Raw genomic sequence first — 21,750 nt, 5'->3', positions numbered from 1 at the left:
CCCGCCCGCGCCCGGGTCACGGGCCGTGGCTCCGACCGGGTGCCCTGAGGACGGTGCCCGTTGCACGGGGCCGGGCTCGGCGCGCCGCGGAGCAACCGCGCGGCTCGGCCGTTCGGCGGCCGGCGCGTGCTCACTGTCCGCTCCCCGCGGTGCGGCGGGATCCGCGGCGGGGTGCCGTCCGGCCCCGCCGGCCGGGCGGCCTGGTGACGGCGGCGGACCGGCTGCGCCTGGGCTCCCTGCGGCGCCGCTCCTCCCTCAGGCACTGCCGCAGTCCTTCGGGGTCGATCCCCTCGTTGCAGGCGTGGTGGAGCAGTTGGGCGAAGCGGTAATCGGCGTCGGCCCGCAGGGCCAGGCCCAGGGCGATCCGGGCAGTCGGTTCGTCGCCGGTGGACCAGGAGACCCAGCCGGCCAGGGTGAGGGGCGCCGCGGCGTGCTCGCCGTAGGCGCCGACGCAGCGGCGGGCCAGGGCCCGCCACAGGCGCAGGGCGGGGGCCGCCGCCTCCCCCTCCATCCACTCGGCCGCGATGTCCCGGACCTCACGGTCCTGGAGGCCGAGGATCAGTGAGGCGGCCTCGTCGTGGCCGAGCAGTGCGTCGTCCCAGTCGTCGCCCCGGGTGCCGCCCTCGACAGGTGGCGCCAGGGTCATGCGCCGCATCAGGTCCTGTGCCAGCGTGATGGTCTCGGCTCCGACCTCCTCCCGGGTGGCGCCGTGGAGGATCCTCGGCATCAGGGCGGCGGCGGCCCGGTCCAGAGCCCGCTCCGTCTCCTCGGCCAGGGCCCCGCGCAGGGGCGCCAGCCTGCCCTCGATCTCTTCGAGGGAGCCGCGGATGCGGAGCCCGGCGAAGGTGGCGGCGGCGGCCATCACCGAGGTGCCGACCGGCGCGAGCGGGCTGCCCTCGGCGGGGCAGCACCGTCCGTCGGGGCAGACGTAGGACCAGAAGCGGCCCGCTGACAGGCAGAGGGCTTCCAGCACCGGCACGTCCAGGGCGCCGCAGGCCAGCCTGATCCGCTGGGCGAACGGCCGCAGCCGCGTCATCACGCCCTGGCCGTCCTCCTCCCCGCGCGGCTCCTGGCAGAGGTAGACGACGATGCCGTCGGGCTTGCCCCCGCGTCGTTCGCTGCCCCGGACGAGGCAGTCCGCCACCTGTCGTGCGGTGTCCTCCCACTCGGCGGGAGCGGTGGGGATGCCGACGCGGAGCCGGCCGCCGAAACGCCCGCCTTCGCCGTGCACGGCAACCATGACAAGGGAGTCGGACGGGTGGAAGCCGAGCATGTAGGGCAGCGCGTCGGCCAGTTCTGCCGGGCTGCGCAGGGTGATCTGAGGTTCGTCGGTGGTTCCGGCCGGGCTGATGAAGGACCGGTCGGACGGACGGCGGGATTCGCTGTTGTTCGTCATGCCCCGAAGGTCCCGTGCGTGATCGGATCCCGAAAGCCCTGTGGATAAGTGTTGACGCTTCAACTTCCACAGCGCGCGAGCAGCATTGGCGCGATGTCGGAGGCATCGGGTTGCATGGGGGCATGAACGCAGACCTGAGGTCCTCCGCCGACTCCGTACTCGCCCGCCTCGTGGGGGACCCCACGGGTACCGCCCGGCTGCGCGAGGACCAGTGGCTCGCGATCGAGGCCCTCGTCGCGCACAAGCGGCGGGCGCTCGTGGTCCAGCGCACGGGCTGGGGCAAGTCCGCCGTGTACTTCGTCGCGACGTCGCTGCTGCGGGCGGCGGGTGCCGGACCGACCGTGATCGTCTCGCCGCTCCTCGCGCTGATGCGCAATCAGGTCGAGGCGGCGGCCCGGGCCGGGATCCGCGCCCACACCATCAACTCCGCCAATCCCGAAGAATGGGAAGGGATCCAGGCCGAGGTCGCGGCGGGCGAGGTCGACGTCCTGCTGGTGAGCCCGGAGCGGCTGAACAACCCGGACTTCCGCGACCAGGTACTCCCCAAGCTCTCGGCGGCCACCGGGCTGCTCGTGGTGGACGAGGCGCACTGCATCTCCGACTGGGGGCACGACTTCCGCCCCGACTACCGCCGGCTGCGCACCATGCTGGCGGACCTCCCGCTGGGCGTCCCGGTCCTCGCGACGACCGCCACGGCCAACGCCCGCGTGACCGCCGATGTCGCCGAGCAGCTGGGCACCGGCGCCGGCACGGACGCGCTGGTGCTGCGCGGCCCGCTGGACCGCGAGAGCCTCAGCCTGGCGGTCCTGACCCTGCCCGACGCGGCGCACCGGCTGGCCTGGCTCGCGGACCACCTCGCAGAGCTGCCCGGATCGGGGATCATCTACACACTGACGGTGGCGGCGGCCGAAGAGGTCACCGCGTACCTGCGCCACCGTGGGCACACCGTGTCCTCGTACACCGGCAAGACGGAGAACGCGGACCGCCAGCAGGCCGAGGACGACCTGCAGGCGAACCGGGTCAAGGCGCTGGTGGCCACCTCCGCCCTCGGGATGGGCTTCGACAAGCCCGACCTGGGATTCGTCGTGCACCTGGGGTCGCCCTCCTCGCCGATCGCCTACTACCAGCAGGTCGGCCGTGCGGGCCGTGGTGTGGAGCACGCGGAGGTGCTGCTGCTGCCCGGCCGGGAGGACGAGGCGATCTGGCAGTACTTCGCGTCGGTCGCCTTCCCGCCCGAGGAACAGGTGCGCCGCACCCTCGACGTCCTCGCTCATGCGGGGCGTCCGCTGTCGCTGCCCGCCCTGGAGCCACTGGTCGATCTGCGCCGCACGCGCCTGGAGACCATGCTCAAGGTCCTCGACGTCGACGGCGCCGTGCACCGCGTCAAGGGCGGCTGGACCTCGACGGGTGAGCCGTGGGTGTACGACGCCGAGCGCTACGCCTGGGTGGCCCGCCAGCGGGCCGCCGAGCAGCAGGCCATGCGCGACTACGCGGCGGCCACGGGCTGCCGGATGGAGTTCCTGCGCCGGCAGCTCGACGACGAGGAGGCCGCTCCCTGCGGCCGCTGCGACAACTGCGCGGGGGCGCGGTTCGCCGCCGAGGTGTCCACCACGGCTCTGGACACCGCGCGTGGTGAGCTCGGCCGCCCCGGTGTGGAGTTGGAGCCGCGCAAGATGTGGCCGACCGGGCTCGCCGCGGTCGGTGTAAACCTCAAGGGGCGTATCCCCGCCGGGGAACAGGCCTCGACGGGCCGGGCCCTGGGCCGGCTGTCCGACATCGGCTGGGGCAACCGGCTGCGCCCGATGCTCGCCCCCCAGGCTCCCGACCAAGCGGTTCCGGACGATGTGGCGCAGGCCGTGGTCGCGGTGCTCGCCGACTGGGCCCGGGGCCCGGGCGGTTGGGCCTCCGGAGCCCCGGACGCACCGGAACGTCCGGTGGGCGTGGTCGCGCTGCCGTCGCGCAGCCGCCCCCAGTTGGTCGGCTCGCTGGCCGCACGGATCGCCAAGGTGGGGCGGATGCCCCTGCTGGGTACGGTCGCCTACACCGATGAGGTACCCGAGTTCGGGCTGGCGTCGTCCAACAGCGCCCAACGGGTCCGAGGTCTCCACCACGCCCTGGCCGTTCCGCAGGAGCTGGCTGCGGCGCTGGAGCGGACTCCCGGGCCGGTACTGCTCGTGGACGACCGCGCGGAGAGCGGATGGACACTCGCCGTGGCCGCCCGGCTCCTGCGACGTGCAGGCGCAAAGGAGGTGTTCCCGCTGGTGCTGGCGCTCCAGGGGTGACCTGATGCGTCGTTCTCGGCGTGGCGGGGCAAGGATATGAACGGCATACCGGCGAATTCCGGTCGGCGTCATCAATTGCTCGTTGCCGCATGCTCGGAACCCACGCGAGAATTGGAGTGCTCCCGCTCGGCTCCTCGGCACCCTCCTGGGCCGCGCTGCGGCGCGCCCCGACTCCAGCCGTGCCCGTCCGCGGGCGTGTACCCGAAGGGAGGAACGTGACCTTCGGATTCACGCCGCCTTCGACTTCGTCTCTGGCGACTGCCACCGGCGCGAGCCGGCACGGCAGACTGCTGGAACCGTCCGAGTGGATGTCGGCGGGCATTCCCCTGCTGCGCAATCCGCGCGAGGTCGTCAGCGGGCTGCACTCCCGGCACAGCCCGGTTCCCTCGACCGCGGTGATCGCCGTCCTCGGCCCGGAGGAACAGCTCGTGGCGAGCGCTTCCTTCGTGCAGCGCTCCGCGTCGGCCGACGGCTGGGAGTACCGCAACGCCCTGCTGTCCCGGCTGCGCCGGGTCCTCCCGCACGACCTCCGGCGACGGACGCCGGTACGGACGGCGGTGCTGCTCTACTGCCGTGACGGCGACGAGCGGTGGACCCCGGAGGACGGGGCGTGGATGTGGGGGCTGCGGGACGCCTGCACGCTGCACGGGCTGCGCTGCGGTGCGTACATCACGCTGACCCGTGACGGCTGGCAGGTGCTGGGCGAAGGCCGGGGCGGCCGGCGGCCCAGCTCGGACTCGCACCCGCAGCGGCTCGGCGACACGGTGGCCAAGTTCGCCCCTCTCGCCCTGCACACCGGTGGCGGCTCGGTCGAGGCCCTGCGCCGGACCGCCGCGCGCTGAGTCCGTAGCGACACGCGGCCCCACGCGGCCTTCGACCTCGTTCGCGTTGGCACAGCCTGCTCGCGGGCAGGCCTCACGGCCGTACACCCGGACCGGGCGTACGGCGGATCAGGCGACCGGCATCCGCGCGGGCGCGAGCACGGGCGTCGGCTCAGGCCACGGCTCGCGCCTCGGCCCGGATCGCCGGGCGGGCTTCAGCGGGGCCGGCTCGACACCTGCCCCGCCCCTCGCCCGTGCCGGGGTACAGGGCGTCAGACGCCCGCACCCAGCACGGAGTTGATCTGCGTCGGGTCACCGCACACGATCAGCAGCGCACCCGCCCGGGTGAGCGCGACCGGGAGGGAGCCCGCGACGGATTCGACCGAGCCGCCGTTGGCCGCGAAGACCACGACGGGACGGCCGGCGGCACGCTCGACCTGCGCCGCGTCCGCGTAGAAGACGTCGTCCCCGGCGTCGTGCAGGGCCCAGTACGCGGCCTCGCCGAAGGACAGCTCGTGAGCGGCCCACGGGTGCGGGTCGCCGGTGGTGAGCACCAGGATGTCGCCGGGCGCGCGCCCGGTGTCGAGCAGCAGGTCCACGGCCTCTTCGGCCGCGTCCAGCGCACCCTCGGCGGACGCCGGGATCAGCTGGACCTGCGGCACCGCCGCGGAGACGGACGGTGCGGTGGGGGCTGCGGGAACGGGTCCGGGGGTGGCCTGCGCCGCACGCTGCGCGGGGGGTGCGGGCCGGGGACCGGGGCGGCCGGGCCGCGGGACGGCGGCGGGACGCGGACCAGGTACGGGGCGGGGGGTCTGCGCGGTGCGGCTCGCGGCCGGCGTGACGCGGGGACCCTGGGCACTCTCGTGAATCTGAGGCTCCTCGATGGCGGGGGTGAGAGGCATGAGTTGATGTCTATCAAACACCGGTACGAAACGTACCGGTCGGTGGCACATGGGTGCGATCAGAAATCGAAGCCGAGTTGGCCTCCGATTTCCAGCTCCATCGACTCCTCGCTGCGGCGCACCTTCTTCAGGTGGCGCCACCTGGGCAGCGCGTCGAGGTACGACCACGACAGCCGGTGGTAGGGGGTGGGCCCCCGCTCCTCCAGGGCCGCCCGGTGCACGGGCGAGGGGTATCCGGCGTTGGCGGCGAAGGCGAAGTCCTCGATTCCACCGCCCTGTTCGCCGAGTTCGGCCATCATGCGGTCGCGACGGACCTTGGCGATGACCGAAGCCGCGGCGACGGCGATGCAGGACTGATCGCCCTTGATCACCGTACGAACCCGCCAGGGCGGGCCGAGATAGTCGTGCTTGCCGTCGAGTATCACCGCGTCGGGCCGCACCGGCAGGGCCTCCAGTGCGCGCTCCGCCGCGAGCCTCAGCGCGGCCGTCATCCCCAGTTCGTCGATCTCCTCGGGCGTGGAGTGCCCGAGTGCGTACGCGGTGACCCAGCCCTCCAGGACATCGAGCAGGGCGTCACGCCGCTTGGGGGTGAGCAGTTTGGAGTCGGTGAGACCGGCGGGCGGCCGGCGCAGGCCCGTGATCGCCGCGCACACGGTCACGGGACCGGCCCAGGCCCCTCGTCCGACTTCGTCGACCCCGGCGATGATCTTGGCGCCGGTGGTTGCACGGAGGGAGCGCTCGACGGTGTGGGTGGGTGCTTCGTACGGCATGGCGCCAGCAAGGTTACGCCGCCCCGAGCCCACTGCACACCCCCGCCCCACCCCTACCGGCACGGGACAGGCCGCGGGCCCCGTCCCACCGGCCCCCGGCGGCACCTTCCCGTCTCACACCCTGAGCAGCGGCACCATCACCTCGTCGATCAACTCGGCGATATCCCCTTCCACCCATTCGCTACCGCACACCTTGGCCCGGTACATCAGCATCGCCGGAATGACATCCACGACAAACGGACCAGTGGCGTCCGGTCTCACATCCCCCCGCGCGATTCCGCGCAACACAAGCTCCCTGATCAGGCGCCGGGCAGGCTCCTGAAGCCCGGACCAGATGACCCCGTGGAACCGCTCCGCCGTCTTGTGATCGCATTCGTGAAGCACCGACCAGAGAGCCTGTCCGGCACGCGAGTGCATGGCGTCCCTCGCCCGCACGCACAGCAGGTGGAGGTCCTCACGGATCGAACCGGAGTCGGGAATCTCACCGATCCCGGGCAGGCCGGTCCGCAGCGCCTCGGCCACGAGGTCCGCCTTCGAGGGCCAGCGCCGGTAGAGGGCGGCCTTGCCGGTCTGCGCTCCGGCGGCGATGCCCTCCATGGTGAGCGCGTTCCATCCGACCGTACTCAGCTGCTCCAACGCCGCGTCGAGAATCGCCCGTTCGAGTTCGGGACCCCGCCTGCGCCCCGGCGATGCCGACGACCAGCGCGAACCCATCATCTCTCCGCCCTCCGACCGGCCCGAGAGGCCGCCGCATACGTTTTTCAGCCTTAGTGAACGCTTGTGTTCACTAACCCCGGCTCCTACCGTGGGCCCCGTAGTGAACGACAGCGTTCACTATTTCACTTTGGGGGGATCCTCAGTGACAAGCTCTCAACTCGCCGCGCCCCGGATACCGGGTGCGGCGCGCCGGGAGGGACGCCCCGGCGTGGCCCTCGCCGTGATCGCCGCCTGCCAGCTCATGGTCGTCCTCGACGCGACCATCGTGAACATCGCGCTCCCGCACATCCAGACCGCTCTCGACTTCAGCACCACCGACCTCTCCTGGGTGCTCAGCGCCTACACCCTCACCTTCGGCGGACTGCTGCTGCTCGGCGGCCGGGCCGGCGACATCCTCGGCAGGCGCCGGGTCTTCCTGGCCGGAATCCTTCTCTTCACCCTGGCCTCCCTCCTCGGCGGCTTCGCCCAGGAACCGTGGCAGCTGCTCGCCGCGCGGGCCCTGCAGGGGGTGGGCGGCGCGATCGCCTCCCCGACCTCCCTCGCCCTGATCACGACGACCTTCGCCGAAGGCCCCGAGCGGAACCGGGCGTTCGGGGTGTTCGCCGCCGTCTCCGCGGGCGGCGGCGCGATCGGCCTGCTGGCGGGCGGGATGCTGACCGAGTGGCTCGACTGGCGCTGGGTGCTCTTCGTCAACGTGCCGATCGGCGTGCTGATCGCGGTGCTCACCCCGCTCTACATCAGCGAGTCCGAGCGTCACCCGGGCCGTTTCGACATCGCCGGGGCCCTCACCTCCACCGGCGGCATGGCCTCGCTGGTCTACGGCTTCATCCGTGCCTCCGAGGAGGGCTGGCGCGACCGGCTCACCCTCGGCTCGTTCGCCGCGGCCCTGGTGCTGCTGGCGCTGTTCGTCGTCATCGAGTCCCAAGCCCGTGAACCGATCATCCCACTGCGCATGTTCGCCGACCGCAACCGCACCGGCACCTACGTGATCATGCTCGGTCTCGCCGCGGCCATGTTCGGCATGTTCTTCTTCATCGTGCAGTTCGTGCAGAACGTGCTGGGCTTCTCCCCCATCCAGTCGGGGCTCGGGTTCCTGCCGGTCACGGTTGCCATCGTCACCGCCGCCGGCCTCTCCCAGCGTTTCCTGCCGCGCCTCGGCCCCAAGCCCTTCATGGTCGTCGGGTCCGCGCTCACCGGCGCCGGACTGTCCTGGCTGACCCTGCTGCGAACCGACAGTTCGTACCTGTCCGGCGTGCTCGGACCGATGCTCCTGTTCGGCTTCGGCATGGGCCTCAACTTCGTGACGCTGACCCTCACCGCCGTCTCCGGGGTGGACCCGAAGGAGGCCGGTGCGGCCTCCGGGCTGCTGAACGCCAGCCAGCAGGTCGGCGGCTCCCTCGGCCTGTCCATCCTGGTCACCGTCTTCGGCACGGCCAGCCGTGAGGAGGCCACGCAGCAGGTCCCGGCCTTCCTGGCCCAGGCGGACCCCGCGGCCGCCGCCGCCTTCCAGGAGACCGGACGGCTGCCGGATCCCTGGGGAGACCTTGTCCTCGCCCAGGGCATCTCCACCTCGTTCATGGCGGCCGTGGCCATGGCCGGGCTCGCCCTGGCCACGGCGATGCTGGTGATCCGCGTACGCAAGAGCGACCTGGAAGCCCTGGCCGGAGCCGCCGCCAAGGCCGGTCCCGCCGCCTGACCGGCCCCGTACGCAAGGGCCGGGCGCGGGGATCTTCCCCGCGCCCGGCCCGGCACCCGCTGCCGGGCCGGCCTCAGTACTCGACGCGGCTGCCGAAGGTGCCCAGGCGGGAGCAGACCTCGTACGACACCGTCACCGGACGCTCGCGCAGGATCTGCCGAGCCCGGTACTCACCCATGCTCATCGCGTACCAGGGGACGTCACCGGCCCGGGACATGTCGTCGTTGATCCCGCGCAGGGCGCAGGACCGCTGGGGCTCGGGCAGCCGGTCCAGCGCGGGAACGGCGTCCGCCGACAGGGACTGGAAGTAGGCCAGGTCGATCTTCTGGTCCTTCTCGTAGCGGGCCACGTTCCGCTCGGCGACCATCCCGTCCGGGGACAGCAGGCCGAAGGCCAGGACCGCGGCGGCGGCACTGCCGGCGACCGCGCGGGGCAGCCAGCGCGCGCCGAACACCCCGGCCGCCATGATCAGTACGATGACCAGCCCGAGCCACAGCTCCATCGCGGCCACCGAGACGCGCAGCCTCGTCAGCCCGTACGCGTCCACGTAGAGGTCCATGCGGCGCAGCGCGGCGGCGACCACGACGAGGGTCAGCGCGCACAGGACGCCGAGGACGGCACGGACCAGGCGCCGGTCGCCCGCCCCGGAGCGCGGGGCCCAGCGCAGGGCGAGCGCGATCACCGCGAGGGTGAGCAGGGTGGCCCAGAGCAGCTGCCAGAATCCCTGACGGGCGTACTCGGCGTAGGTGAGGCCGGTGCTCTGCAGGACCTTGTCGTAGCCGCCGAACAGGACGGTCGCCTGGACGGCGTTGAAGCCGGCGAAGAGCAGGTTGAGCACGACGAGCGGAAGGGCCCATTCGATACGGGAGCGCGGCTTGCCAGGGGCCACCTGGATGCGGTCCCAGCGCAGTGGGGCGGCCGCGGTGCGGGCCGCCGCGATGGCGATCACCGCGCCGAGGACGAAGAGCATGAAGCGGATGGGCCCGTCCTCGACCGACACGTCGGGCACGAGGGCGCCGAGGAGGTCGGCGAAGGCCGCGTCCGCGGAGGCGAACAGCGCTCCGAAGAGCACGAGCAGCGCCACGGCCACGGCCGTCGCCTTGACGACGGGCAGCCAGCGGTCCTTGCCGATCCCTCCCCGCGAGCGCAGTCCCTTCAGGACCCAGGCGATGCCGGACACGGTGGAGTCGGCGAACCCGAGCGGGCTGAGGAAGACCCCGGGCCAGGTGCGGCTGCCGTGGAGGGCGAGCGCGCCCAGCAGCACGGCGGCCAGGATCGCCAGCGTGGACGGCCAGGCCGAGTCTCGCAGGGCGGGTACGGCGAGGAGCGCGAGGCAGCCGATCACCCAGGCGAGGGTCCAGGGCCGGGCGGTACGGCCGGCCACGCGGGCGGCGGCGTACGCGGCGACGACGGCGGGCACCACCGCCAGCAGCAGGCCGGGGCCCACGCCGTCGGCCAGGAGCAGCGCGGCCGCGAGCCCGGAGGCGAGCACGGCGACGAGGGTCACCGTCCGGATCGGGGCGGCCTCGGCCGGGCGCACCACCGTGGCCCAGGAGGGCTTGGCGGGCTGCCTCGGGTGCGGCGGTCCCCAGGGCTGCGGTTGCTGCGGGTGGTGCTGCGGCTGCCAGCCCGGCCGGCCGGTGTGCGCGCCCGGCCGGGGCCCGGTCGCCTCGGCGGTCGGGCTGCCGGCCGGAGCCGGGTGTGTGGGCGAAACCCCTGTCGCGGCCTCTGCGTCGGCCGCCTTCGGCTGGGCCTCGTCCGCCCCGCCGGTGTTCTCTGACATCGGGTCCCCTCCCCTGTCGGCCGCCCCGGCGTACAGATCGGGGCGGCGATGAGGACAGGTTAGGCAGCCGGCAGGTGGTTTTGAACAGGATCAAAAGCACGCTGTGGCAGGACCGTGACAATCGGAAGGCGGACTCCCGCCTTCACCGCGCCCAAGGCCCGGCCTCGATCCGCCGGGCAGCCTTTAGGCGGGCGTCGGTGGCACCCAGGCCGGAAGCGCCTCGGTGCGCGCCAGCCACTCGGCCGGCAGCACGGCGTCACCGCGCGCGCCCAGCACTCCGCCGACGATCGCGCAGGTCGTGTCGACGTCCCCGCCCACCTGGGCGGTGGTCCAGAACGCCCGCTCGTAGTCGTCCAGTGCCCGCGCCGCCGACCAGAGGGCGAAGGGCACGGTGTCGTGGGCGCTCGTGCGCCGCCCGCAGCCCAGCACGGCGGCGACGGTGGTCGCGTCACCGTAGTCCAGCATGTCCCGGGCACGCCGCAGCCCGGCGCCGACCGCGCTGCGGGGGACGAGCGCGATCACCCCGTCCAGCAGATCAGCTGCCTTCGGCGGGGCGTCCGTACCCGCGGCCAGCGCGGCCGCCGCGGCGACGGCCATCGCCCCGCAGACGGCCTCACGGTGCTGATGCGTCGTGTAGGCGGAGATCTCCGCCTGGTGCGTGGCCTGCTCCGGGTCGTCGGCGTACCAGGCGCCCAGCGGTGCGATCCGCATGGCGGCGCCGTTGCCCCACGAGCCCTGCCCGTTGAACAGTTCGGCGGCCAGCGTGCGCCAGTCCTCGCCCTCCCGCACCAGACGCAGCATCCGGTTCACGGCGGGGCCGTAGCCCCGGTCGAAGTCGTGGTGGTGGGCGAAGGAACTCGCGAGCGCGTCCTGGTCGATCCGCCCGTGCGAGGCCAGCACGGCCACCACCGAGCAGGCCATCTCGGTGTCGTCGGTCCACTGCCACGTCTCGCTGCCGGCGGGCAGCTCGCGCCGCTTGAGCAGCGGGTAGTTCACGGGGACGAAGTACTGGGAGCCGAGGGCATCACCCAGTGCCAGCCCTCGGAGGCTGGCCATGGCGCGTGCGTAGCGCCGTTCGGGAGTGGAATCAGGCGTCATCGCGGGTCACTCTAGCCGTCCAGGTCATAAGGCTCGGGTGTGGTCCACCGCTCAAACGGGCGGTCCAATCGGTACCGGCCATCGGGGCCCAGCAGGAGCATCCGGAAATCGCCGTTCCCCGGATTGGACAGGGCCTCGAACTCGGCCACCGACCAGTGGAACCAGCGCATGCAGAACAGCCGCATCGTCAGCCCGTGCGTCACCAGCAGCACGTTCTGGGGATGGTCCGGGGCCTCGAAACTGCGGTAGAGGCTCTCCAGGAAGGATCCGACCCGGTCGTACACGTCGGCCCCCGACTCGCCCTGCGCGAACCGGTAGAAGAAGTGCCCGTACGCGTCCCGGTACGCCTTCTGGAGTTGTACGTCCGCCCGGTCCTGCCAGTTGCCCCAGTCCTGCTCACGCAGCCGCGGCTCCTCGCGCATCCGGACCCGTGTGGGGTCGAGCCTGAGCTCGCGGAAGGTCTGGAGGGTCCGCCGGTAGGGGGAGACATACGCGCTGATGGTCTCGTTGCCGAAGATCTCGCGCAGCCGGACCCCGGACGCCGCGGCCTGCTCGCGGCCCTTCCGGGTCAGCCGCAGGGCGTGGTCGGGTTCCCTCTCGTACACCGTGTCGTCGGCGTTTCCCTCCGATTCCCCGTGTCGGACAAGGACGATGCGCCGTGGTCGGACCATCCCACGACCCTATTCGGCCATGGCCGGGCCCGCCGACCGGGCACGCCGGTCGGCCTGGCGCTTGTCGTACGGTCACACCGTCCAGGACGGTTCGAGGTCGACGACGTCACCGGTGAGAGCTTCGACGTCGGCCTGGATCTGGGCGCGCAGGGACAGCCGCTCGACCCGCTCCTGCCGGTACTTGCCGTGCTCGGCGGCGGCGTGCCACATGGAGAGGACCAGGAACTCGCGGCCCGGCGCCTCCCCGAAAAGGCCCCGGACCATCCCGGGCGAACCCGCCATGGCCGGGTTCCACACCTTCTCCTGCATGAGGGCGAAGTGGTCGACCCTGCCCTCCCGGACCCGGGTGTGCGCGACCCGGACGACATCGGCATCGGTGAAGCGCGGCTCGAAGCCGGTCTTCACGTCGAAGCGGTGGTCGAAGAGCGTGACGCGCAGGTCGGTATAGGTGCCGTGCTGCGCGGCGGCCAGTCTGTCGTGCGAGCGCGCCATGAAGGAGTCGTAGAAGGACCGGCTCTCCCAGAACGCGAAGACATGCGCGACCCCCTGCCGGCCTCTGCTCCAACCGCCGCCCTGCCCCCGGAATCCCGGCTCGCCCGGCAGCCCCGCCCATTTTCGCTGCCCCCGCTCGAACCCGCGTCGGTCCGTCACCGTGCAGCGAATCCACTTGACCAGCACTGCGCCATCGTACGGGCCGGGCGCGGCCCCGGTCAGTCCCCGGCGAGGTACATCCCCACCAGTTCTTCCGCTTCCCGATCAGGCAGCCGAAGACCGAACTCCCGGTCGAGCACGGTGAGGATCTCGTCCGGGCCGACGAGCCGCCGCTCAATCCTCCCGTCGGGGTGCAGCGAGGTCAGTTCCCGCCCGACGAGCGCCCGGCGGACGTCGTCGCCCGGGCGCTGGACGATGACCCGGCCGACGAAGGAGGAGTGGGGGTGACCGGAGCTGTAGTGGTTGAGCACGACGTAGTCGACGGGGTGGTACCGCTGCGGGGAGAAGGCGTACAGGTCCCGCCAGGTGTCTCCGCGCAGCAGGCACAGCGCGAGGACGCCGTCCTCCTCCTCCCGGATGCGGTACGTCCACTTCCCCTGTTCCACGTCGGCACCGGGGCGTCCCAGCGGAACCGGCTCGCGGGGTCCCTGGTGGCCGAAGCCGGCGTCGCACAGCCACTCCTCGCCGTCGACCGTGACGACGAGGACCGCATGGGTCACCGCGAGCAGGGAGTCCCCGCGGGTCCGGTTGCGGGCACCGCGCCCGGTGACCTCGAAGCCGATCCGCTCCAGGGCGGCGGCCAGCAGCGAGTTCTGCTCGTAGCAGTAGCCGCCTCGGCGGCCGTGCACGAGCTTCCCCTCGATCGACTTGACGTCCAGCGCGACGGGGCGGCCGAGCAGGACGTCCAGGCTCTCGAAGGTGATGGCGGCGGTATGGGCCCGGTGCACTGCGTACAACGTGGCGAGGTCCGCCCGGAGTTCCCCCGGAGCCAGGGGATTCTCCCGAAGGCCGATCCGCTCCAGATAGGCGTCCAGGTCCAGCTCGTCACCGCTCCACATGAGCCCCATCTCTCCTGTCCCCCCGGCTGCGTTCGCCCCGCGCGCGGCCCGGAAATCCCGGGCGGGGGCACGTCCGCGCCCCGCACAATGATCGCCATGACCGCCCTGCACACCAACCCGCTCTTCGCCCGTCTCGCAGGTGCCGAACGCATCCTCGTGGCGGGCGCGGGCGGCGGTTTCGACATCTACGCCGGCCTCCCCGTCGCCCTCTCCCTCCTGCACCAGGGCAAGGAGGTCCACCTGGCGAACCTCTCCTTCAGCCACCTCGCGGGACTGCCCCTGGAAGCCTGGGCGGCCCCCGACGTCGCCGCCGTCACCCCGCAGACCGCACCCCACCAGGCCTATTTCCCGGAGCGGACCCTGGCCCAGTGGCTGAGTGCGCACGGCTACCCCTCCACCGTCTACGCCTTCCCGCAGACCGGGGTGCAGCCGCTGCGCGCCGCCTACCGCGCCCTGGTCGACCTGCACCGCATCGACGCGATCGTCCTGGTCGACGGCGGCACCGACATCCTGATGCGGGGTGACGAAGCGGGCCTCGGCACCCCGGAGGAGGACATGACCAGCGTCGCGGCGCTGGCCGCGCTGGACGACGTACCGGAGCGCCTCGTCGTGTCGGTCGGCTTCGGCGTGGACGCCTACCACGGGGTCAGCCACGCGCTGGTGCTGGAGAACATCGCCGCGCTGGAGCGCGAGGGCGCCTACCTCGGCGCGTTCTCCCTACCGCGCGCCACCCGCGAGGGCGCGCTCTACCTCGACGCGGTGGCCCACGCGCAGGATCGCACCCCCGAGCGGCCCAGCATCGTCAACGGGTCGATCGCCGCGGCCGTCCGGGGGGCCTTCGGCGATGTCCGGTTCACCTCCCGCACCAGTGGCGGCGAACTCTTCGTGAACCCCCTGATGTCGCTGTGCTTCGCCTTCGACCTGCCGGGCCTCGCCGCGCGCTGCCTCTACCTGGACCGCATCGAGGACACCCATCTGATGCGCCAGGTCCACTCCCGGATCGCGGAGTTCCGTGAGGATCTGGTCACCCGCCCCGCCCGTCGCTTCCCCCACTGACGGCGCACGCGCGAAGGGGACCGGCCATGGGCCGGTCCCCTTCGTGAACCGTGGGTCAGCTACCCGTGCGGACTACTCCGCCCGGTGTCAGCTGCAGCCGCTGGTGGAGCCGCAGCCCTCGCAGATGTAGCAGGAGCCGGCGCGCTGCATCTTCGTACCGCAGGAGAAGCAGAGCGGGGCGTCCGCGGAGACACCGAGCTGCATCTCGACCAGTTCGGCGCTGCTGTGGGCCGTCTTCCGCTCCGGGACCGGGACGGCGACCGGGGCCGGCGCCGACGGCACCGCGGCGAGCGGGGCCGACTGGGCCAGCGCCTCGGTGTCCACCTCTTCCTCGAGCGGCTCGTAGGAGCCGGTCTCCAGGTGGCGCTGGCGCTCCTCGGCAGTGTGGATTCCGAGGGCCGAGCGGGTCTCGAAGGGCAGGAAGTCCAGTGCCAGGCGGCGGAAGATGTAGTCGACGATCGACTGCGCCATCCGCACGTCCGGGTCGTCCGTCATACCGGCCGGCTCGAAGCGCATGTTCGTGAACTTCGAGACGTAGGTCTCCAGCGGCACGCCGTACTGGAGGCCGACCGAGACGGCGATCGAGAAGGCGTCCATCATGCCCGCGAGGGTCGAGCCCTGCTTGGACATCTTCAGGAAGACCTCGCCCAGACCGTCGTCCGGGTAGGAGTTCGCGGTCATGTAGCCCTCGGCGCCGCCCACCGTGAAGGAGGTGGTGATGCCCGGGCGGCCCTTGGGGAGGCGCTTGCGGACGGGGCGGTACTCGATGACCTTCTCGACGGCGGCGCGGATGGTCTCCTCCGTCCTGGCGGTGACCTCCTCCTTCTCCTCCTCCTTCTTCTTGGCGGAGAGGGGCTGGCCTACCTTGCAGTTATCGCGGTAGATCGCGAGCGCCTTGACGCCGAGCTTCCACGCCTCGAAGTAGATCTCCTCGATCTCCTCGACGGTCGCCGACTCCGGCATGTTGACCGTCTTCGAGATCGCGCCGGAGATCCAGGGCTGGATCGCGGCCATCATCCGGACGTGGCCCATCGGGGAGATGGAGCGCTCGCCCATGGCGCAGTCGAAGACCTCGTAGTGCTCGGTCTTCAGACCGGGAGCGTCGACGACATTGCCGTGCTCGGCGATGTGGGCGACGATCGCCTCGATCTGCTCCTCCTGGTAGCCCAGGCGGCGCAGGGCCTGCGGGACGGTGCCGTTGACGATCTGCATCGAGCCGCCGCCGACGAGCTTCTTGAACTTGACCAGGGCCAGGTCCGGCTCGACACCGGTGGTGTCGCAGGACATCGCGAGACCGATGGTGCCGGTCGGCGCGAGGACGGAGGCCTGGGAGTTGCGGAAGCCGTTCTTCTCGCCGAGTCGCAGGACGTCCTGCCAGGCCTCGGTGGCCGCCGCCCAGATCGAGTTGTCCAGGTCGTCGGTGCGCGGGGCGACGGTGTTGGCGTCGGCGTGCTGCTTCATGACGCGCTTGTGCGCCTCGGCGTTGCGGGCGTAGCCGTCGTACGGGCCGACGATGGCGGCCAGCTCGGCGGAGCGCTTGTACGCGGTGCCGGTCATCAGCGAGGTGATCGAGGCGGCGAGGGTGCGGCCGCCGTCCGAGTCGTACGCGTGACCGGTGGCCATCAGCAGGGCGCCGAGGTTGGCGTAGCCGATGCCCAGCTGGCGGAAGGCGCGGGTGTTCTCGCCGATCTTCTGCGTGGGGAAGTCCGCGAAGCAGATGGAGATGTCCATCGCGGTGATGACGAGCTCGACGACCTTGGCGAAGCGTACGGCGTCGAAGGACTGGTTGCCCTTGCCGTCGTCGTTGAGGAACTTCATCAGGTTGAGCGAGGCGAGGTTGCAGGACGTGTTGTCCAGGTGCATGTACTCGCTGCACGGGTTGGACGCGGTGATGCGGCCGGACTCGGGGCAGGTGTGCCAGTTGTTGATCACACCGTCGTACTGGATGCCCGGGTCCGCGCAGGCCCACGCGGCCTCGGCGAGCTTGCGGAAGAGCGCCTTGGCGTCGACCTTCTCGATGACCTCACCGGTCATGCGGGCCCGCAGGCCGAACTCGGTGCCGTTCTCGACGGCCGTCATGAACTCGTCGTTCACGCGGACGGAGTTGTTGGCGTTCTGGTACTGGACGGACGTGATGTCGTCGCCGCCCAGGTCCATGTCGAAGCCCGCGTCACGCAGGGCGCGGATCTTCTCCTCCTCCTTCACCTTGGTCTCGATGAAGGCCTCGACGTCCGGGTGGTCCACGTCCAGGACGACCATCTTGGCCGCGCGGCGGGTGGCGCCGCCCGACTTGATCGTTCCCGCGGACGCGTCGGCGCCGCGCATGAAGGAGACCGGGCCGGAGGCGTTGCCGCCGGAGGAGAGGAGCTCCTTGGAGGAGCGGATGCGGGAGAGGTTCAGGCCGGCGCCGGAGCCGCCCTTGAAGATCATGCCCTCTTCCTTGTACCAGTCGAGGATCGACTCCATGGAGTCGTCGACGGCCAGGATGAAGCAGGCGGAGACCTGCTGCGGCTGGGGCGTGCCGACGTTGAACCACACCGGGGAGTTGAAGCTGAAGATCTGGTGCAGGAGGGCGTAGGTCAGCTCGTGTTCGAAGATCTCCACGTCGGCGGGCGACGAGAAGTAGTCGTGGTCCTCGCCGGCCTTCGTGTACGTCTTCACGATCCGGTCGATCAGCTGCTTCAGACCGGTCTCGCGCTGCGGGGTACCGACGGCGCCGCGGAAGTACTTGCTGGTGACGATGTTGACCGCGTTCACCGACCAGAAGTCGGGGAACTCGACGCCGCGCTGCTCGAAGTTGACCGAGCCGTCGCGCCAGTTGGTCATGACGACGTCACGGCGTTCCCAGTTCACCTCGTCGTAAGGGTGCACGCCGGGGGTGGTGTGGATGCGCTCGATACGCAGGCCGCCCTTGGCAGCCTTGGTTCCCTTGGCGCGGGAACCACGTGCCGAGCTGCTCGCCGTCTCTGTCATGCCGCTGCCTCCCATATGCGGGCAAAAACGCCCTAAAGTGCCAGCGATATTCCGCGGCACAGTGCTGTGTCTCTGTATCTACGTCTCTTCGCGCGGCCGACCGGCCGCGACCCGGTGCACGAGCACCGTGCCGCGGGCAGCCCGGTCAGTCGGCGGCGGAGGCGGGCACGGGGACCGAACCGGTCCCGCCGTGCTCGCACTCTTCAGGGCGAGGCCGCCGTTCGCGGAGTTCCGCGATGGCGGTCTCGAAGTCTTCGAGGGTGTCGAACGCTTTGTAGACGGACGCGAACCGCAGGTACGCGACCAGGTCGAGCTCCTGCAACGGGCCGAGTATGGCCAGACCCACGTCGTGGGTGGTCAGCTCGGCGCTCCCGGTGGCGCGCACCGCCTCCTCGACCCGCTGGCCGAGCTTGGCGAGGGCGTCCTCGGTGACCGGCCGCCCCTGGCACGCCTTGCGCACGCCGGAGATGACCTTGGTACGGCTGAAGGGTTCGGTCACCCCGCTGCGCTTGATCACCATCAGCGAGGCCGTCTCCACCGTCGTGAAGCGACGGGAGCAGTCGGGGCACTGACGGCGCCGGCGGATCGACGTGCCGTCGTCCGTGGTGCGGCTGTCGACGACGCGGCTGTCGGGGTGCCTGCAGAAGGGGCAGTGCATGGTTCCCTCACCCTCCCTCTTGGCACGACTGAATCACCCCACGGAGCCCCTGAACGACAGGGACGGACCCTGCCGGGGGCTCGCGGAGCAGCCACAAGCATATGCGATCCCGGAGGCCTCAGCGGACTCAGAGACCACAACTTCTGGGTGGCCGCGCTCATCCAACCACTAGATCTTGGGTTGCGGTGGATTTGGATGCCTCTGCGTGTCGCAGCGTCCGATAGCCGGATACGGGGCCTTCCGGTACCACACTGGGCACAGGGGCCGCACGGCCGGGACCCGACCGGGAAGGGTACCGTAAGCAGCGGAAGCCGGACCGAACCCGTGTTCGTCGATCCTTCGCCTATACACCCCGCGATATACCCACGCAGGGTGATCTGCGATTTTTCACTCGAACGTGTGTTTGGCGCAACCTTTCGAAAGCAACTACCGTTGTCCAGCTAGGGAGAACATTTCGAGAGGGGCCGACGTGACCACCACCGCAGACAGTGCCGCCGCCATCACTGCCCAGAACCGCTCCCAGAGCCGACTCGAGCCGGTGCATGCCATGAACGACGCAAACCTGAACCCGGATGCGGACGCCGCTGTGCGTCCCGCGCGCTCGCTGCCAGGTCGACCTCCAGGCATCCGCGCCGACAGCTCCGGACTCACGGACCGGCAGCGGAGGGTCATCGAGGTCATTCGCGACTCCGTGCAGCGCAGGGGTTACCCGCCGTCGATGCGCGAGATCGGCCAGGCGGTCGGCCTGTCCAGCACGTCGTCGGTGGCGCACCAGCTGATGGCCCTGGAGCGCAAGGGCTTCCTGCGTCGCGACCCGCACCGGCCCCGGGCCTACGAGGTGCGCGGCTCGGACCAGCCCAGCTCGCAGCCCACGGACACCACCGGCAAGCCCGCCGCCTCCTACGTTCCCCTCGTCGGCCGGATCGCGGCCGGCGGCCCGATCCTCGCCGAGGAGTCGGTCGAGGACGTCTTCCCGCTCCCCCGCCAGCTCGTCGGTGACGGTGAGCTCTTCGTCCTCAAGGTCGTCGGCGACTCGATGATCGAGGCCGCCATCTGTGACGGCGACTGGGTCACGGTCCGTCGCCAGCCCGTCGCGGAGAACGGCGACATCGTCGCCGCGATGCTGGACGGCGAGGCCACCGTCAAGCGCTTCAAGCGCGAGGACGGCCATGTCTGGCTCCTCCCGCACAACGCCGCCTACCAGCCGATCCCCGGTGACGAGGCGACCATCCTCGGCAAGGTCGTCGCGGTCCTGCGCCGCGTCTGACCCCGCCCCTCCCTAGCCAGCCCCCGGGACCCACTGCGCCGGTCCCGGGGGCTGTTCTGTTCCCGTCTGTTCCCGGCGGCCCGCCAAGCCTCTTCGGCTACTGCTTCTGCTTCTGCTTCCGCTTCCGCGAACTACTTGCCGTCCGCCTGAGCGGCGGCGTCGATCGCGGCCAGCGAGCGGCGGACCTGGTTGCGGTCGTTGGTGTACCAGAAGTCCGGCAGCGTGGCCCGCAGGAAGCTCCCGTACCGAGCCGTGGCCAGGCGGGGGTCCAGGACCGCGACGACACCCCGGTCACCCGAGGCCCGTACGAGCCGGCCCGCGCCCTGGGCCATCAGCAGGGCGGCATGCGTGGCGGCGACGGCCATGAACCCGTTGCCCCCGTGCTCCTCCACCGACTTCTGGCGGGCGCTCATCAACGGGTCGTCGGGGCGCGGGAAGGGGATCCGGTCCATGATCACCAGCTGGCAGCTGGGGCCGGGCACGTCCACGCCCTGCCACAGCGACAGCGTCCCGAACAGGCAGGTCTTCGGGTCGGCGGCAAAGTTCTTGATCAGCTCGCCGAGCGTCTCCTCGCCCTGGAGCAGGATCGGGTTGCCGAGCCGGCCGCGCAGCTCCTCGGCGGCCGCCTTGGCACCGCGCATGGAGGAGAACAGCCCGAGGGTGCGGCCGCCCGCTGCCTCGATCAGTTCGGCGAGCTCGTCCATCATGTCGCCGCGGGTGCCTTCCCGGCCGGGCGTGGCCAGGTGCTTGGCGACGTAGAGGATGCCCTGCTTCGGGTAGTTGAAGGGCGAGCCGACGTCCAGCCCCTTCCACAGGGGGACGTCGTCCCCTTCGACGCCCTCCGGGGACAGCCCCAGGGACGCGGCGACCCCGTTGAAGTCACCGCCGATCTTCAGGGTGGCGGAGGTGAGGACCACCGAGCGGTCCTCGAAGAGCTTCTCGCGCAGCAGCCCGGACACCGACAGCGGGGCGACCCGGAGAGTGGCGCCGAAGCGGTCGTGTCGCTCGTACCAGACGACGTCGTACTCGGAGCCGTTCGTGATCCGCTCCGCCACCGCGTGGATGGTCTCCACCGCCGCCAGGGCCTGCTTGCGGACCGCGTCCTCGTCGTGGACGGACTTGTCCCGGGTGGCACCGATCGCCGAGATCACATTGCGCGAGGCGTCCCGCAGGGACATCAGGGCATAACCGAGATCCTCGGGGATCTCCTCCAGGCGGCCCGGAAGCGCCAGCTCCATGACGCGTTCGAAAGTCTCGGACGCGGTCTGCAGCGCGTCCGCGATCTTCTCGTCGACCAGCTTGGCGGAGCGCTTCACGGCCCGGTTGACCTGGCCGGGGGTCAGTTCGCCGGTGGCGACCCCGGTCACCCTGGAGACCAGCTCGTGGGCCTCGTCCACGATCAGCACCTCGTGCTGCGGCAGAACGGGGGCGCCCTCGATGGCGTCGATGGCGAGCAGCGCGTGGTTGGTGACCACCACGTCCGCGAGCTTGGCCCGCTCGCGCGCCGCCTCGGCGAAGCATTCGGCTCCGTACGCGCACTTCGTCGCACCCAGGCACTCTCGGGAGGAGACCGAGATCTGGGACCAGGCCTTGTCGGACACGCCCGGTGTCAGGTCGTCGCGGTCGCCGGTCTCCGTCTCGTCGGCCCAGTCGCGCAGGCGCAGCAGGTCCTTGCCGAGCTTGCTCGTGGGGGTGGCCGCCTCGAACTGGTCGAAGAGGCCCTCCTCCTCGTCCTGCGGGGCACCCTCGTGCAGGCGGTGCAGGCACAGGTAGTTCGACCGGCCCTTGAGCATGGCGAACTGCGGCCGGCGGCGCAGCTGCGGGTGCAGGGCCTCCACCGTCCGGGGCAGGTCACGCTCGACGAGCTGCCGCTGGAGGGCGAGGGTCGCGGTGGCCACGACCACGCGCTCGCCATGGGCGAGGGCCGGCACCAGGTAGCCGAGGGACTTACCGGTGCCGGTTCCCGCCTGGATGAGCCGGTGGGAGTTGTCGTCGATCGCTTCGGCGACGGCTTCGGCCATGGCCACCTGGCCGGGGCGCTCCGTACCGCCGACGGCGGAGACGGCGGCGTGCAGCAGGTCGGGGAGGGAGGGCTTCGTCATAGCACTGC

At 71.3% G+C, this 21,750-nt stretch carries 17 protein-coding genes; 5 read left to right on the top strand and 12 right to left on the bottom strand.

Annotated elements, in window-relative coordinates; translation table 11 throughout:
- Nucleotides 1-130 precede the first annotated feature (130 nt).
- A complete protein-coding gene (locus NRK68_RS25635) occupies nt 131-1,396 on the bottom strand; it encodes a DUF4192 domain-containing protein (RefSeq protein ID WP_257856845.1) in 1,266 nt (421 codons plus the stop codon).
- Nucleotides 1,397-1,518: 122 nt separating this feature from the next.
- Here NRK68_RS25635 and NRK68_RS25630 point away from each other — a divergent pair, with 122 nt between their 5' ends.
- Together NRK68_RS25630 and NRK68_RS25625 are read left to right on the top strand one after the other, a co-directional pair.
- Entirely contained in the window at nt 1,519-3,678 is a 2,160-nt protein-coding gene (locus tag NRK68_RS25630; protein ID WP_257856843.1) for a RecQ family ATP-dependent DNA helicase, read from the top strand.
- Between the two features lie 215 nt (nt 3,679-3,893).
- A complete protein-coding gene (locus NRK68_RS25625) occupies nt 3,894-4,520 on the top strand; it encodes a hypothetical protein (protein WP_183068244.1) in 627 nt (208 codons plus the stop codon).
- Nucleotides 4,521-4,771: 251 nt separating this feature from the next.
- Here the strand turns inward: NRK68_RS25625 and NRK68_RS25620 are convergent, their stop codons facing one another.
- The 3 genes from NRK68_RS25620 to NRK68_RS25610 form a co-directional block, all read right to left on the bottom strand.
- Nucleotides 4,772-5,401: a hypothetical protein gene (locus NRK68_RS25620; protein WP_257856842.1), complete on the bottom strand. Its 630-nt coding sequence runs from the start codon at nt 5,399-5,401 to the stop codon at nt 4,772-4,774.
- A gap of 59 nt (nt 5,402-5,460) precedes the next feature.
- The gene (rnhB, locus tag NRK68_RS25615; protein ID WP_257856835.1) at nt 5,461-6,171 is read right to left on the bottom strand and encodes a ribonuclease HII; all 711 of its coding nucleotides are present in this window, start codon (nt 6,169-6,171) and stop codon (nt 5,461-5,463) included.
- A gap of 114 nt (nt 6,172-6,285) precedes the next feature.
- Nucleotides 6,286-6,888 (bottom strand): TetR/AcrR family transcriptional regulator, encoded by a 603-nt coding sequence (locus NRK68_RS25610; RefSeq protein ID WP_183068241.1) that lies wholly within the window; start codon nt 6,886-6,888, stop codon nt 6,286-6,288.
- Nucleotides 6,889-7,030: 142 nt separating this feature from the next.
- Between NRK68_RS25610 and NRK68_RS25605 the strand changes: the two genes are divergently transcribed.
- Complete coding sequence (locus tag NRK68_RS25605) at nt 7,031-8,584, top strand: MFS transporter (RefSeq protein WP_183068240.1); 1,554 nt, start codon at nt 7,031-7,033, stop codon at nt 8,582-8,584.
- Between the two features lie 73 nt (nt 8,585-8,657).
- Here the strand turns inward: NRK68_RS25605 and NRK68_RS25600 are convergent, their stop codons facing one another.
- The 5 genes from NRK68_RS25600 to NRK68_RS25580 all read right to left on the bottom strand — a co-directional run bounded on the left by NRK68_RS25600 (nt 8,658) and on the right by NRK68_RS25580 (nt 13,695).
- Nucleotides 8,658-10,367 (bottom strand): DUF4153 domain-containing protein, encoded by a 1,710-nt coding sequence (locus tag NRK68_RS25600; protein WP_257856834.1) that lies wholly within the window; start codon nt 10,365-10,367, stop codon nt 8,658-8,660.
- A gap of 183 nt (nt 10,368-10,550) precedes the next feature.
- On the bottom strand, nt 10,551-11,465 hold the full coding sequence (locus NRK68_RS25595; protein ID WP_183068238.1) for an ADP-ribosylglycohydrolase family protein: 915 nt from the start codon (nt 11,463-11,465) through the stop codon (nt 10,551-10,553).
- An 11-nt stretch (nt 11,466-11,476) separates the two neighbouring features.
- Nucleotides 11,477-12,136 carry a histidine phosphatase family protein gene (locus NRK68_RS25590; protein WP_183068237.1) on the bottom strand — a complete coding sequence of 220 codons (660 nt, stop codon included), beginning with the start codon at nt 12,134-12,136 and terminating at the stop codon, nt 11,477-11,479.
- Between the two features lie 72 nt (nt 12,137-12,208).
- Nucleotides 12,209-12,814 carry a YdbC family protein gene (locus NRK68_RS25585; protein ID WP_063838155.1) on the bottom strand — a complete coding sequence of 202 codons (606 nt, stop codon included), beginning with the start codon at nt 12,812-12,814 and terminating at the stop codon, nt 12,209-12,211.
- A gap of 32 nt (nt 12,815-12,846) precedes the next feature.
- On the bottom strand, nt 12,847-13,695 hold the full coding sequence (locus NRK68_RS25580; RefSeq protein WP_308296281.1) for an arylamine N-acetyltransferase family protein: 849 nt from the start codon (nt 13,693-13,695) through the stop codon (nt 12,847-12,849).
- Nucleotides 13,696-13,782: 87 nt separating this feature from the next.
- On the opposite strand from NRK68_RS25580, the gene NRK68_RS25575 reads away from it, so the two are divergent.
- The gene (locus NRK68_RS25575) at nt 13,783-14,742 is read left to right on the top strand and encodes a DUF1152 domain-containing protein (protein ID WP_257856831.1); all 960 of its coding nucleotides are present in this window, start codon (nt 13,783-13,785) and stop codon (nt 14,740-14,742) included.
- A gap of 87 nt (nt 14,743-14,829) precedes the next feature.
- Here the strand turns inward: NRK68_RS25575 and NRK68_RS25570 are convergent, their stop codons facing one another.
- Nucleotides 14,830-17,715: a vitamin B12-dependent ribonucleotide reductase gene (locus NRK68_RS25570; protein WP_183068235.1), complete on the bottom strand. Its 2,886-nt coding sequence runs from the start codon at nt 17,713-17,715 to the stop codon at nt 14,830-14,832.
- A gap of 145 nt (nt 17,716-17,860) precedes the next feature.
- Complete coding sequence (gene nrdR / locus NRK68_RS25565; RefSeq protein ID WP_030961943.1) at nt 17,861-18,373, bottom strand: transcriptional regulator NrdR; 513 nt, start codon at nt 18,371-18,373, stop codon at nt 17,861-17,863.
- Nucleotides 18,374-18,842: 469 nt separating this feature from the next.
- Between nrdR and lexA the strand changes: the two genes are divergently transcribed.
- On the top strand, nt 18,843-19,640 hold the full coding sequence (gene lexA / locus NRK68_RS25560) for a transcriptional repressor LexA (RefSeq protein WP_030961945.1): 798 nt from the start codon (nt 18,843-18,845) through the stop codon (nt 19,638-19,640).
- A gap of 131 nt (nt 19,641-19,771) precedes the next feature.
- On the opposite strand, the gene NRK68_RS25555 is transcribed toward lexA, so the two are convergent.
- The gene (locus NRK68_RS25555) at nt 19,772-21,742 is read right to left on the bottom strand and encodes an ATP-dependent DNA helicase (protein WP_257856827.1); all 1,971 of its coding nucleotides are present in this window, start codon (nt 21,740-21,742) and stop codon (nt 19,772-19,774) included.
- Nucleotides 21,743-21,750 lie beyond the last annotated feature (8 nt).

The organism is Streptomyces yangpuensis (genome assembly GCF_024666385.1).
Lineage (GTDB): Bacteria > Actinomycetota > Actinomycetes > Streptomycetales > Streptomycetaceae > Streptomyces > Streptomyces yangpuensis.
This window is presented reverse-complemented; position numbering and strand designations above follow the sequence as displayed.